General features: G+C 43.9%; 12 protein-coding genes. 3 read left to right on the forward strand and 9 right to left on the reverse strand.

All coding sequences use genetic code 11. From position 1 onward, the window contains the following. Window positions 1–235 precede the first annotated feature (235 nt). Window positions 236–1,591, forward strand: a complete 1,356-nt coding sequence (gene gorA / locus K5R16_RS08445; protein ID WP_220737122.1) for a glutathione-disulfide reductase — start codon at window positions 236–238, stop codon at window positions 1,589–1,591. A gap of 77 nt (window positions 1,592–1,668) precedes the next feature. Here the strand turns inward: gorA and K5R16_RS08450 are convergent, their stop codons facing one another. Further along, on the reverse strand, window positions 1,669–1,977 hold the full coding sequence (locus K5R16_RS08450) for a hypothetical protein (RefSeq protein WP_220737124.1): 309 nt from the start codon (window positions 1,975–1,977) through the stop codon (window positions 1,669–1,671). 384 nt (window positions 1,978–2,361) lie between these two features. Here K5R16_RS08450 and K5R16_RS08455 point away from each other — a divergent pair, with 384 nt between their 5' ends. Next, window positions 2,362–3,294 carry a YeiH family protein gene (locus K5R16_RS08455; protein ID WP_220737125.1) on the forward strand — a complete coding sequence of 311 codons (933 nt, stop codon included), beginning with the start codon at window positions 2,362–2,364 and terminating at the stop codon, window positions 3,292–3,294. Between the two features lie 14 nt (window positions 3,295–3,308). Here the strand turns inward: K5R16_RS08455 and K5R16_RS08460 are convergent, their stop codons facing one another. The 8 genes from K5R16_RS08460 to K5R16_RS08495 form a co-directional block, all read right to left on the reverse strand. After that, entirely contained in the window at window positions 3,309–3,458 is a 150-nt protein-coding gene (locus tag K5R16_RS08460) for a hypothetical protein (RefSeq protein WP_220737127.1), read from the reverse strand. A 115-nt stretch (window positions 3,459–3,573) separates the two neighbouring features. Further along, window positions 3,574–4,281: a DJ-1/PfpI family protein gene (locus K5R16_RS08465; protein ID WP_220737129.1), complete on the reverse strand. Its 708-nt coding sequence runs from the start codon at window positions 4,279–4,281 to the stop codon at window positions 3,574–3,576. 176 nt (window positions 4,282–4,457) lie between these two features. After that, on the reverse strand, window positions 4,458–5,642 hold the full coding sequence (locus K5R16_RS08470) for an HD-GYP domain-containing protein (RefSeq protein ID WP_220737130.1): 1,185 nt from the start codon (window positions 5,640–5,642) through the stop codon (window positions 4,458–4,460). Between the two features lie 493 nt (window positions 5,643–6,135). After that, the gene (locus K5R16_RS08475; RefSeq protein WP_220737131.1) at window positions 6,136–6,891 is read right to left on the reverse strand and encodes a DNA-binding protein; all 756 of its coding nucleotides are present in this window, start codon (window positions 6,889–6,891) and stop codon (window positions 6,136–6,138) included. Between the two features lie 32 nt (window positions 6,892–6,923). Next, window positions 6,924–7,469, reverse strand: a complete 546-nt coding sequence (locus tag K5R16_RS08480; RefSeq protein ID WP_220737132.1) for a core component of ECF transporter — start codon at window positions 7,467–7,469, stop codon at window positions 6,924–6,926. Further along, window positions 7,466–8,161 (reverse strand): energy-coupling factor transporter transmembrane component T, encoded by a 696-nt coding sequence (locus K5R16_RS08485; RefSeq protein WP_220737133.1) that lies wholly within the window; start codon window positions 8,159–8,161, stop codon window positions 7,466–7,468. Before K5R16_RS08485 ends, K5R16_RS08480 begins: the two co-directional genes overlap by 4 nt. After that, entirely contained in the window at window positions 8,151–9,515 is a 1,365-nt protein-coding gene (locus K5R16_RS08490; protein ID WP_220737134.1) for an ATP-binding cassette domain-containing protein, read from the reverse strand. The genes K5R16_RS08485 and K5R16_RS08490 overlap by 11 nt, the downstream gene beginning before the upstream one ends. A gap of 15 nt (window positions 9,516–9,530) precedes the next feature. After that, window positions 9,531–11,582 (reverse strand): TonB-dependent siderophore receptor, encoded by a 2,052-nt coding sequence (locus tag K5R16_RS08495; protein ID WP_220737135.1) that lies wholly within the window; start codon window positions 11,580–11,582, stop codon window positions 9,531–9,533. Between the two features lie 417 nt (window positions 11,583–11,999). Between K5R16_RS08495 and K5R16_RS08500 the strand changes: the two genes are divergently transcribed. Then, window positions 12,000–13,358 carry an isochorismate synthase MenF gene (locus K5R16_RS08500; protein ID WP_220737136.1) on the forward strand — a complete coding sequence of 453 codons (1,359 nt, stop codon included), beginning with the start codon at window positions 12,000–12,002 and terminating at the stop codon, window positions 13,356–13,358. Window positions 13,359–13,370 lie beyond the last annotated feature (12 nt).

Below are 13,370 nucleotides of genomic sequence, written 5' to 3' on the forward strand. Positions count from 1 at the left end.
CAATATCAGTTAGCAAGCTCACAGTCTATCGCTGAAATATTTGCTCTGGTTCAAATAAATATTTAGCTCTACAATGGCTGCATATAGATCCGACCAACCATAAAAATTTGGGTCAATGTGAATCTTTTCGGTTCTAAATTCGTCATATATTGATTGGCATCAGTCGTACACAGGAACAAAAGCCTCAGTCTTATTCGCTTTTGCTCCTCAATAAGTTACTTTTTTGGAGATACAAATGGCTCAACATTTTGATTATATCTGTCTTGGCGCTGGTAGCGGCGGTATCGCATCAGGTAATCGTGCAGCAATGCGCGGCGCAAAAGTATTGGTAATTGAAGCAAAACACGTTGGCGGCACTTGCGTAAATGTAGGTTGTGTACCTAAAAAAGTGATGTGGTATGGCGCTCATGTCGCTGAATCGATGCATCTATTCGCTAAAGATTATGGTTTTGACGTGACCGTTAATAACTTTGACTGGAACACATTAGTTGATAATCGTGAAGCCTATATTGGCCGAATCCATGATGCTTACGGACGTGGCTTTGCCAGCAACAATGTCACTCTGCTAAATGGTTACGGTAAGTTCGTTAACGCTAACACTATTGAAGTCAATGGTGAGCACTATACTGCCGACCATATCCTTATTGCGACAGGCGGTGCCCCTACGATTCCAAATATCCCAGGTGCTGAATACGGTATTGATTCAGATGGATTCTTCGCGCTACGTGAACAGCCGAAACGTGTTGCCGTTGTAGGCGCAGGTTATATTGCGGTTGAACTTGCCGGCGTATTACATGCATTAGGTAGCGAAACTCACTTATTAGTGCGCAAGCATGCTCCTCTGCGTAACTTCGATCCTATTTTGACTGATACTTTAGTTGAAGCGATGACAATTAATGGGCCGACATTACACACCCACAGCATTCCAAAAGCCGTAGTAAAAAATGCCGATGGCAGCCTAACACTAGCACTTGAAAACGGCGAAAACATTACCGTCGACAGTTTAATTTGGGCTATTGGTCGCTCCCCTTCTACTGGCAATATTGGCCTAGAAAATACCGACGTTAAGCTTAATGAAAAAGGTTATGTGGTTACTGACGAGCAGCAAAATACCACTGCAAAAGGTATTTACTGTGTTGGTGACATTATGGAAGGTGGCGTAGAGCTTACTCCTGTTGCAGTGAAAGCAGGCCGCCTGTTATCAGAACGCCTATTTGGCAACATGCCAAATGCCAAGATGGATTACAGCGTTATTCCAACAGTGGTATTCAGCCATCCGCCTATTGGCACCATGGGATTAACTGAGCCAGAAGCCGAAGAGCAATTTGGCAAAGATAACATTAAGGTTTACACCTCAGGCTTTACCTCAATGTACACCGCTATTACCGCACATCGTGAAGCCTGCAAAATGAAGTTGATTTGCGCTGGTGAAAATGAAGTCGTCGTCGGGATCCACGGTATTGGTTTTGGTATGGATGAAATTCTACAAGGCTTTGGTGTGGCAATGAAAATGGGAGCAACTAAGGCAGACTTTGATGCCGTAGTCGCTATTCACCCTACTGGCGCGGAAGAGTTTGTTACCATGCGTTAGGCAATTATTTTAAATACTTTATGAAACCCTAAGTTGGTATTAACTTAGGGTTTTTTATTGTCTAAAATCCGCGGTAATTACGACTTACATTTATAAATAACCGCCACCACTTTCACCATTTCACCTTGATCGATATGGATCCAAACAATGTGGGTTCCATGCAGGTTTTCGGCGTACTTCATCGCTTGGTTTTTAGCTTCTTGCAGCGCAAACTCTCCTCGGCCTTTACCACGTGCCATTGCAAAACTGTCGCAATGGGTCACCTCAAAGTCATAAGCTTCATTAATACGATGATATAACTGCTGCTCGTTAACATCTTGTGCGCCCCACCAAGACGAGCAACCGCTGACCAAACAGCAAAAAAAAATAACGATGAATTTCAGCACTAAATAAACCCTATTGAACACTGGGAGACTCTGATGGACTGAGTGAAGCTATAGGCAGCAGGAGCGATATCTACATCGAAATGTATCATTCAGCCACCGTTACGAGTCGCTATAGTTTCACTTTGTTAGTGAGGTTTATTTTCTGTGAAAAATAAGCAACATACAGTCAAGCTATGTAAATAAGTGAAAGTTAACTGCGACATAGAGTAAATATGAGATCTGACTTGCGTTTAATTGCTTAATAACCACTCAAGCTCTGAGTTGATTGCGAACACCAAGATTAAATTTTTCTAAACCTATAAGTAAGTAGTATTTAATTTATCAGAATCAAACTAAGCGCTATACTCTGCTGCTCAATAGCAGCCGGTAATCCAACTCCTCTTAATGAACACTTTCAATCAACCAAGAGCACAACTCGCCCTTTTTATCATCATTGCTCTGTTGTGTTTATTACCAGTGATTTCATCACCTGTTGCACTCATCCTCGGTTTTACCCTTGCCAGTATCGGCTGGGCACCTGATCAGCGACTACTGGCAAAACTAACTAAAAAGCTATTAGCTTTTTCCATTGTCGGTTTAGGCTTTGGGATTCAGCTAGATAATGCGATTACCGTGAGCTTAGAAAATCTGCCACTAATCATTGGCTCGATCATTTTCACCCTAATATTGGGTGTGATACTGACTCGCTTGCTGAAGCTAGATAGTAAAACCGGCTACCTGATTGCCTCAGGTACTGCTATTTGCGGTGGTAGCGCTATTGCGGCGGTATCGCCTGCAATCAAAGCTAACAGCGAACAAGCTGCTGTCGCTTTAGCGACAGTATTTATACTTAACTCCATCGCACTCTTTCTATTCCCAGCCATTGGTCATGCACTATCGATGACGCAACATGAGTTTGGCGTGTGGAGCGCTATTGCAATACACGACACATCGTCAGTTGTTGGGGCGGCTTCTGCTTATGGCAATGAAGCACTCACAACTGCAACGACCATTAAACTGGCACGCGCCTTATGGATTATTCCCATTGCTTTAGCTAGTGCTATGCTTTTTAGCGGTGATAAGAAAAAAATTACTATCCCCTACTTTATTGGCTTTTACTGCTTAACCATCGCAATTGCTTATTGGCTCCCCCAAGGAGCACCCTTTTATGAGGTCGCATTTAGTGTATCTAAACGCTTATTAGTGGTGTGTTTATTCTTAATTGGTGCAGGCATTACGCTAAAGAAGATGAAAGCGACAGGTGCTAAACCCTTGGTGCTTGGGCTGTTATTGTGGCTGGCAATAGGCACAAGTTCACTCGCCTATATCCTTTACTAAGCTTCACTGTATCGTTAGTCTTCAGCACGATTTTGATGGCGAAGTACAATCCAAAGCAACGCACTAAAAGCGGCAAGATCGATGAGCGCACGCGTCAAACCGGTCGTCATTAGTGAAGCGCTAATAAAGACAACACAGCAGAGTAAAATTAACCATTTGTTCATGCGCTCCTCTCAATTAGCGTTTATATGAAACGCAATTATTGAGGAGCTTTGATATTCCCGCCAATATCCTTTATTACTAATTAATAGCTTTTTCAGCTAAGGCTATACTTTTTGTTTATAAAGAAACGGCATAAGGGTCATTACTGCTGTCATCCAGCCAGTGGTACTCGGTAAGTGTTTCAATGCGTCGAGCCTCAACTTCACCGTGCAACGCCTTAACCCAATACAATGCAGCGTCAGTACCTGCAGAGACACCAGAAGAGGTTAAAAATTTTCCGTCATCAACCCAACGGGCTTTAGGCTGCCAATTAACGTTTTCTGCAAGCGACGTCACCCATTGATAAGCCATTTTATTGGTGGTTGCTTTCACGCCGTCTAACTTGGCTGTTTTGGCTAGTAACGCAGAGCCGGTACAGATAGAGAATACCTTTTCGCTGCGCTCAACCTGAGCTGTAAGCCAGCGTAACATAAGCTCGTCATCAACCAATTTACGCGTACCTAAGCCACCAGGGATCAGTAATAGATCGCAATCATAAGTGCTGCCCATCAGCACATCTGCAACCACTCTTGGACCTTGATAACTTTTAACAAATTCAGTGGGTCCCACCAGCTTTATCTCAACGTTTGGCATATGACCTAACATTTCAACAGGACCGTGCAGATCTAAGGTTTCATAGTCATCAAACACCAACGCCAACACTCGATAACGACTGTGTTGAAATAGTGTGGTTGTGGTATTTGCAGCCGCTACGACTGGGAGTGTGAGCAAGCTCGACGCAACTGCCGCAGAGCCAATTTTCAAAAATTGTCGACGTTTAAGCATAAATCACCTGTTGTATTTAATTTTAGCTTTAGAGGCAATTTTAGCGACTTAATTCAATGATAATAAAGTAAAAATCAAATAGCTGAACTAGATCAATTAAACAAAATAACATGTGAACTAGAAGTCACAAAAAAAGCGCCCTATTGGCGCTTTTTAATACTTCAATTCGAGAAAGTTTAATAGAATGGGGTTGGATCAATTTCCAAACTACTTGGCGAAATCCCTTTTTCAATATTAAGGTCTGACTTAAGCAGATCAACCATAGTCACTTCAGTGTAAAGCTTATGTCGATTAGAATAGAAGCACTTAACCTTAGGATGCAGAGCATCGCGATTTTTAGCTTCCCAAACGATACCGACTCGTCCATCAGATAACTCGACTAATGAACCAACTGGGTATACTCCGACACAGCGAATAAATTCATATACCAGAGCTTGATCTAAATGAAACGGCGTTAAGCTCAACAAAATCTTAAACGCTGCTGCCGGGCTCATGGCCTCTTTGTAACAACGAGCGGCGGTTAGCGCATCGAAAATATCAACAATGCAGCTCATTCGCCCATGGATAGGGATCTCATCACCCTTTAACCCACGTGGATAACCATTGCCATCAAGCTTCTCATGGTGCATTAAGCTGATATCTTTGCTGACTTGCGATAAACCAGCAGTATTATTCATTATTTCAACCGCATAAGTTTGGTGCAACTTTACATGCTCAAACTCTTCGGCAGTCAATTTTCCAGGCTTATTCAAAATCGCACTATCGACTTTAATCTTGCCGATATCGTGTAAAATACCGCCGACAGCTAACTTTCTTAGCATGTCAGTATCTAACTTCAAATAGCGACCGAAGGTGACCAGCAGAAATGCCACATTAATAGAGTGTTCTAACAGATACGCATCTTTTGAACGCAGAGCTGATACACACTTTAGTGCATCAGCATCAAGCAATACTGACTCAATCATGTTGTCAGCAAGCGCTTCAAATGGTTCAACTTCTACCGCTTTACCTTCAAAAGTTTCAGACAGCACTTTCTGGATGAGATCTTTTGCCTCAACCATTAATTCTTTAGCTTTCTTTTGAGTGTTTACTCGATCTGTGCTGACTCTTTTTGCCACAGGAGTTGGTTTCACAACAGGCCGATTTAAACCACAATCAGGCGATGAACGCTCAGCATTAACCCACACGTGGGTAATACCGCTGCGTAGCAACTTTGCAATTGCTTCTTTACTGCGGATCTGTCCTGCGTTAGCAATGCTCACTTGGCCCTTGGTATTGTCGATAGACTCGACGAACATACCCACGCCTAACTTTGCGACCGAGACTTTTATTAAGCCTTTTGATTCAACGGAATCACCCATTATCTCTTTTATCCCCGGATGATAAAACTTGCTAAGCGCTACTGAAAAGCAACGCTGTCTCTACAAACTGTTAGTTTTATGTTGCCGAATATATCTTCAGCTTATGATTATTATTTACGTAGAGGCAGACATTCTATTCCGAGTTAAAAAAAATCACCATAGCTAAAGCCAACTAAAACACTTGGTTAATGTAGAGCAAGATCAGAAAACAAAAAGATAATTCGCGACAATTGTTAAATATCAAATACTAATGTGAGAAACCCTCCTCAGGGTGTGTCTACTTTTTTATAACAATCAAAACAATTTAAACGCCAACGTCGGTAAAGACAGTTATAACATGACTGTAAATGGTCATCGATCTGCTCATCTTCATCGTCTTCTGCGAAAAATTGACATGCTTTTGCCGCTTCGCGTGAAGCCGAATATGAGTTTGCATCGAACTTGAATCGCCACACTCCGTCCACATAGATAAACCATTTATCCATATCAGCCTCTAATACGCCTTGAGTGTTTGCTTAGAAGCATTCACCCAGGCAGAACCATGACGACTGACTAAGAGCGCAAACATATGCTGACGATAAACAGCCTTTACCTTGCCTGTTAATAATATTCGCTCATCATCTGCTAATACTTCTCCGCTATCACTGAGCACCATTTGCAGGGGTGTTTGTACTAAAATGTCAGCCACTGTGAATTCAATGTCAGCACCGTTATTATAATCTCCTAAACAAAACTGACCTTTAACACGACCATCTTGACCACTTAAACGTAAGCCAAGACCGGCTAAAGCCCCTATGACGCCCTGTCCTGTACCTCCATGCTCGGTCAGATCGATACCTAGCTCAGCAGCCAACTCATAGGCTTGTTCTTTTGTTTTAACCTTCACTTTGGTTGACTGACCAAAGGCGATTAACGCACTGATATCGTAAGATGAAGCCATATCAAGTATTGCCAAGCCAGGATCGGAAGCGGCTGCAGACTGTTGCAACAGATGAGCGACACATATTTTCTTTATACTGGCCAAGTCGAGATTACTTTCGAGCTGAAAGCACATGGCACTGTTATGTGAGGTATAAGGGATATCAGGATGGACAAATAACTGGTGCCGAGTCACCAGGCATCTTGTATCACGCTCAGTCATTTTCACATGCTCTTGCTGTAAAAGATGTGCTATCTCTTCAGCAATTTCCCCGGTACCTTTAGTGCCTATGTCGTCGGTATCATCAATGCAAATTAGCCAGTTTTTCATTTTTAATCCTAATAGATGTAGATTGCTATTGGTTACTCAGGGTTTTGATGTCGGTCTTGCAGTAAGTCATGAGATTGCAAGCGTCTTAGCACGCTAGGAACAATCAACGCAGCACCGACGGCAAATAGGCCACCCTGCAAAAAGTTAACCGCAAACTTGGTCAAAGCAATCTGCTGGCTCATACCCGCAAGCATATTCTCAATCCAACCTTTACTCGCCCACGCTAAACAACCAGCCAAAGCCAGTAATACACACTGCCAACGTAATTTAAAGACACCAGCAATCGCCAGTAACGCTATATCCATGGCGATGGCTGGCATGCCAAATTTGAGCAAGATCAACGGCCCCCCTTTGCCAACACTCAGCATCATTGCCACCATGCCAGCCAATAAGCCACATGCTGTAATACAGCCCACCCGGCCTACGGCGCCATAGCAAAGTAGATAGAAAAAGGTCATTAAAAACATTGAGTGACCACTAAGCCCTAGCTTAAGCCGCAACATGCTTTTTAAAATCACCAATAAGGTCGCGCAAAAGCCTATAAACAGCGCATCTTGCAGTTCAAAATTAAGTTTCATTTGTCGTCTCTTGTTGAAGGCCAATGCGTTACATGATCGCCGCGGCCAAAATGGCGTAACTTTGCTGATAGCGCCATCTGCTTCGATAGCTTTAATAGTTGGATCAACAGTGGCAGTAACACGCAATAAATAAATTCAGGCCAATTGCTTGGGTTTCGAAGTGCTTTAGGCGTGATCCTCGCACCGCGCATACATTGGATCTGGTAGATCTCTTTTAGCTCTTGGGACATAAACGGTAATAGACTTAGTGAAGCCGCGATTACGAATGCCCACTTGTGCGGTAGCAACCAACTTAAAACCTCTCCAAGTCGCTCAGGGCTTTGAGTACTTGAAAGCCACCAGCCAGGTAGCATTGCCAATAGCACTCTAAGTACCACCACCGCGCCATCTAAGAGCTGGCTTTCACCATAAAACAGATAGTAGAGCCCCATCGTAGTAATAAATTGCACTGCTGCTAAGCGCAGCAGCATGGTTATTTTTTTCTTTAGCAATAACCCATGAGCGATTAACCCCGCATTAATGCTCGCTAATATCCACAACACACTACTCGGTACAAAAAAAGCCGAACTTGCCAGCAGCAGGCTCAAAAGCAGAGCGAAAGCACAACGATGGCTCTGGCGTATCCAAGTTCGCCGTGGCTTTGCGCTATGCTTCAGATTAAGGCCCGCTGACTTTGGCAATTTAGCCCGCATCGGCCTGTACTGTCGGTGCAGTTCTATCTGCCAAGTAACCCGATTCGATAAACCAGATCCTGTCTACATCACCGTAAGACATCTCTCTGTGAGAAGTGAGTAAAATGGCGCAGCCTCTTTGACGCAACTCAAGCAAAAGCTGCCACACCTTGTCACAATGCAAGCTATCTAGTCCGGCAAATGGATCATCAAGTAGCAACACTTTGGGTTGCAAACAAGCCAGTGATGCCAGTGCAATAATATGTTGTTGTCCGTAGGACAATTTATGGGGTGACGTCATCGATAAATGACTTAGAGACAGCTGGTGCAACATTCGCTCAGCCCGAGATAACGGCAACCTGAAACGACGCAAGCTAAACTGCATCTCAGTCAATACTGTAGGCTCAAACAATTGCCGGTTTGGCCTCTGTAACAACAGGCACAGATTTGCACCAAAAATACCTAATTTAGGCCGTTTCCCCAATATTAAAAATGGTAACGGCCCTATATCTGCCTGCATCCCTGCCAGTGCTTTTAGAAAGCTGCTTTTACCAGTGCCATTGTCTCCAACTAAGGCGACAATCTCTCCCGCTGCCACGCTTAATGACTCGGCACAGCGAAATAAAGTCGAACCCGCTGAGAACTGAAAACGATGCGGTGATATCAACACCCTCTGCTCTGTTGCATCCCCACCACTAACAGCTAATGTTGGTAACCTTTGTTTATGTGGCCGTGAAGGCTGATATAGACCCGCGACTAACTTGCCCTTCTCTAGGTGCCATAGATGAGAAACAATCTGGCCAAATGCTTGCGGTTGATGCTCCACCATCACAATGGAGACACCGTCACGAAGTAACTCCTTAAGTACAAAGTACAGTTCTTGCACCCCATGGTTATCAAGTTGAGTCCAGGGTTCATCAAGCAGCAGTAAATTCGGCTCAAACACTAATTGAGCAGCAAGCATTAAACGGTACTTTTGCCCTAAAGAAAGCACATCGATTGGCGTATCGATACTGACATATAGCCCAACCCGTCGCAGTGCTTGCTGCACTTTTTCTAACATTTCATTAGAGGGAACACCGAGGTTTTCTAGCGCAAATGCAATCTCAGCCCCTACGCTTTGGCGCAGGACCTGTACATTAGGATCTTGCATCACCAGCCCTACCATTAACGCGGGATGACGTGTCATCTCGCCCTCAAAAGGGCGACACAACTCTCCAGCAATAAGGTGTAGTAAACTCGATTTACCGCAGCCAGTTGCGCCGCTAATGCAGTGACACTCGCCATGATTGACCACCAAGTTTAGGTCATCCAAGACCGCAGCTTGGTAAGTGTCATAGCCAAAATGAATCCCTTTTAGCTCGATAAGTTGCATCACGGCCTCCGCTGACTAGATCTGCCAATTAATCCCAATAAACACTTGCCGACCCGCTTGGGGTAAAGACTCACTTTGATAGTAATTTTCATCCAGTAAATTGGTGGCTCTTAGATACAGTTCCAACTTGTCTTCTAGTAACGGCTGCACCAAATTTAGATCAACCAAGGTGTAGTCTTCTAACGACTGTTCAACCAGTATTTTCTCACCTGCGACTTTGTGCTGCGCGTAATAGATTTGATCCATAATCCGTTCGACATTTAGATTGATGCGCATTGCAAATGGCAGCTGGTATTGCGCTTGGAATCGCAGTTGATGGCGGGGGCGATATTCTAGAGTTTGAAATGTCTCTGCCGCAGATTTATCTTCAGTATCTAAAAAGCTATACATAAAAGTCATCGACAGATCATCAATGCTATTGTTTTGTAGTTGCAGATCGACACCTTTAAACCTGTAGTCACCCATGTTTTGGTAGACACCGGCTAAGTCTTTAGCAATGTAATCTTCTGCATCAGTATAAAAACCTGCGATATTCAACTCTGTTGAGTAACCAATATCTTGCAATAAGCCCAACTCAAAGTGCTGCGACACTTCGGCCTGCAGATCTGCATTACCAGAAGATTGCGCATAGAGATTGCGCATTGAAGGGAAACGTACTTTACGAGCGACGCCCATATTTATGCGGGTATGCTCTAATGCTTGCCAATAGCCGGATAACTGTCCAGAGTAATCATTTTCAGATTCAGAAACTCTGTCTTGATCATGCAAAGCACCACCGAGTGTTACACCATAACTGTCAGCTTGGTATTGATACTCTAACGCTGCGGTATATAACCATGCAGAGTCATCGAAGTTATCGCTGCTACCACTGCCATTGCCATTGCCATTGCCGCCACCGTTACCACCGCCGCCACCTCCATTTCCACTTCCGCCTCCATTACCGGAGCCATTTTTGCTGTTGGGGCTACTTGCTAATGCCTGCGACTGCCAGCTTTGCTTTTCAGCAATAATGGCCGTTGTGACAATACCCGCTTGGTCAAAGTTTGAGATGAACTGTAAATTGCCTCCCTCAACCGTTGAGCGGCCATCTTGCTGCGCTTTTATCGCTTGATAGCTGTCATCTTTATACTGAGTCTCCAATACATCACTCTGGTTGTAGTAACCGAACCCACGCAAAGTAAACATGTCATTAAATTTATGCGCTAAACCAAGTTGAAAGGTTTTTGCTTGATAGTCATCAACTCTCTCAAACTTAGCGCTTCCAGAACCGGTGCCATCTCGACTTGGTTTGCCCCATTCGCCCTGTTTGAAGCTCATGTTAGCCATTAGCTGAGTGTTATCGCTTAGCAGATAGCTGCCTTGTGCATATACGTTATCTAAGGTTTTGTCGGCATTATTACGCACATCACCCTGCTGATATTCAGTGTCGTTATAGTCACTCGACATTGGCCAGCCATCGGTTTGCTGACGGCTATAGTTAATCAACCCTTGCCAGTTATCTCCACTTCCAGCAGCACTGATATCACCGTTAAAGGTATTATCTTCGGCAGCTTCAAGTCGACCAGATAAACGCGGCGCATCCTCGCCCTGCTTAGTAATAATGTTAATCACCCCCCCCGCTCCACCTGGACCATAAAGCACAGATGTTGGTCCAACGGATACTTCAACTGAACCGATTTGGCTAGCGGGTATTAAGCTTGGATCAAACTGGCCATCTTCGGCGCCATTAGCAGGTACACCATTAACTAAATAGATAACGTGACGTGCTTTAAAGCCTCGAACATCAACCCTTGGCGTGCCTTGCCCGCCAACTCTTACATAAAGCCCGGGTACATTTTTGAGTAACTGATCTAAGCTTTGCGCTCCAGTTGCTTTGATCTCTTGTTCGTTAAGGCTCCAATGAGTGGTTGCTGATTCAGTTACCGCCGCTTTCTCTCCATGGACTACTATGACTTCAGATACATTGAGAATTGGATCTCGTTCCATCTCGTCGGCTTGCACTTGATAACTAATACTCAAAGCCAAAGCTATTGCAGATAGCTTTAAGCAGTTGTTGCTATTTTTCATTGGTTTTCATCATCCTAACGACATTATTAACGCCTATTGTTAGAAAGTGCACGGCAACGTACAAGACCACAACTTACAAATACAAACCTAGATCAACTAATTAAAACAAATGGAGAAGTGAACCAATACGTATAAGGACAATATGTCCAGCGCAGACTTCATGGCAGACAAAAAGACACAGTAAAAGTTATAAAATGAATAAGCTACGCTTAGGCCATTATCTACTAATAGAAAAAACATAGCATGAGCATAAAATAGTCAGCCATAGCTCACAGCAGCAGAGCAACTGACTTGACACTCTAGTCGGTGGATATTACTTTGTGGTAAAGATTCTTATTACCAATTTGAAAATGGGTGAACTGCAAGTAGAGGTCAGCGCCTCACATAACCCATAAGAAATACGATTTGGAGTATTTATTGACCGCCCCTTTGCTGTCTCACGCTATTAAGTCTTTAACCGACAAGCTCACATCCTTTACTCTACAACCACACAGCGATCCGATTATTCAGCTGTCGGTGACTATTTCGGCGATCCCGGTAATTGCTTGGTTAGCAGCGCAATCCACTTATCCAAGGATCTATTGGAAGGGCCGTGATACCGAAGAGGAAGTCGCGGCTATTGGTTGCTGTAAGGATTTCTTTTTTGGTGATGATGTTGACGATCTAGAGATGTCAGCGGAATACCAAAAGCAAAGAGCACTCACCAGTAATCAAGACGTCCGCTATTATGGTGGAGTCGCTTTTGACCGCAAGAATGAAAGCTGGCCGGAGTTTGGAAAGGCACGCTTTGTATTGCCCCGCATTGAATTACGTCGTAGCGGCAACGAATTTAAACTGCTGGTAAATTTAAATTTTACCGACAGTACCCTAGAGCAAGAGATTACCACTGCAATGCAGGCAATCGCCGCATTAGATAAACCTAAGCCACTAACACCACCTAATAAGGTCGCGTTAATGGGTCGCAGCGATAAGCCCGATCGTTATCGCTGGACTGAACTGGTCAATCAAGTCACCCACCCAAAGTTTATTAAAGAAACGCCGAAAGTGGTGCTATCTCGCCAAACTCAGCTTGAGATAAACGAAAAGGTAGACCCCTGGACACTGCTTGCGTGTTGGCAAGGAAGAAATCCAAATAGCTTTCAATTTGGTTTTCAATTTAGCCCCGATAGTGCCTTTATCTCTTGTACTCCTGAGCGGTTATATCGCCGCAGACAGCGAGAATTATTTACCGAAGCCTTGGCAGGTACAACGGTTAGAGGCATCAACCAGGAACAAGACAAAGCCTTAGCACAAGAGCTACTGGACGATACCAAAAACAGTCACGAGAATCAGTTGGTTAGACAACAAATCGTTGATGTGTTGAATCCTCTAAGTCATTACGTTGGTGCAGAAGAATTTCCAACGGTATTTAAGTTAAGCCATATTCAACATCTACATCGCTCTATAAGAGCAGAGTTAAAAGCTGGAGTGAATGACTTTCAGCTTATTCAAGCGCTACACCCCACCCCCGCTGTTGGTGGTTTACCTAAAGAACCTGCAATGAACTTTATTCGCCAACAGGAAGGTTACGTTAGAGGCTGGTACGCCGGTGCTTGTGGCTACTTCAATAAGCATGAAAGTGAGTTTGCTGTCGCCATTCGCAGTGCTCGCATAGAACCTGGACGTATTAACCTATTTGCTGGCGCAGGGATTGTTGCAGGATCTGAGCCGGATAAAGAGTGGAGCGAACTTGAAAACAAGTTAACCACTATCCTGTCAATATTGACCGAGCTTTAGCACCAATAAAAA

This window comes from Shewanella sp. c952 (genome assembly GCF_019654975.1).
In the GTDB taxonomy this organism is placed as follows: Bacteria; Pseudomonadota; Gammaproteobacteria; order Enterobacterales; family Shewanellaceae; genus Shewanella.

Excerpts from the sequence above, each read along its gene's own strand:
- gorA (WP_220737122.1), top strand. The coding sequence starts at position 236 with ATGGCTCAACATTTTGATTATATCTGTCTTGGCGCTGGTAGCGGCGGT.
- K5R16_RS08455 (WP_220737125.1), top strand. The coding sequence starts at position 2,362 with ATGAACACTTTCAATCAACCAAGAGCACAACTCGCCCTTTTTATCATC.
- K5R16_RS08460 (WP_220737127.1), bottom strand. The coding sequence starts at position 3,458 with ATGAACAAATGGTTAATTTTACTCTGCTGTGTTGTCTTTATTAGCGCT.
- K5R16_RS08465 (WP_220737129.1), bottom strand. The coding sequence starts at position 4,281 with ATGCTTAAACGTCGACAATTTTTGAAAATTGGCTCTGCGGCAGTTGCG.
- K5R16_RS08470 (WP_220737130.1), bottom strand. The coding sequence starts at position 5,642 with ATGGGTGATTCCGTTGAATCAAAAGGCTTAATAAAAGTCTCGGTCGCA.
- K5R16_RS08475 (WP_220737131.1), bottom strand. The coding sequence starts at position 6,891 with ATGAAAAACTGGCTAATTTGCATTGATGATACCGACGACATAGGCACT.
- K5R16_RS08480 (WP_220737132.1), bottom strand. The coding sequence starts at position 7,469 with ATGAAACTTAATTTTGAACTGCAAGATGCGCTGTTTATAGGCTTTTGC.
- K5R16_RS08485 (WP_220737133.1), bottom strand. The coding sequence starts at position 8,161 with ATGCGGGCTAAATTGCCAAAGTCAGCGGGCCTTAATCTGAAGCATAGC.
- K5R16_RS08490 (WP_220737134.1), bottom strand. The coding sequence starts at position 9,515 with ATGCAACTTATCGAGCTAAAAGGGATTCATTTTGGCTATGACACTTAC.
- K5R16_RS08495 (WP_220737135.1), bottom strand. The coding sequence starts at position 11,582 with ATGAAAAATAGCAACAACTGCTTAAAGCTATCTGCAATAGCTTTGGCT.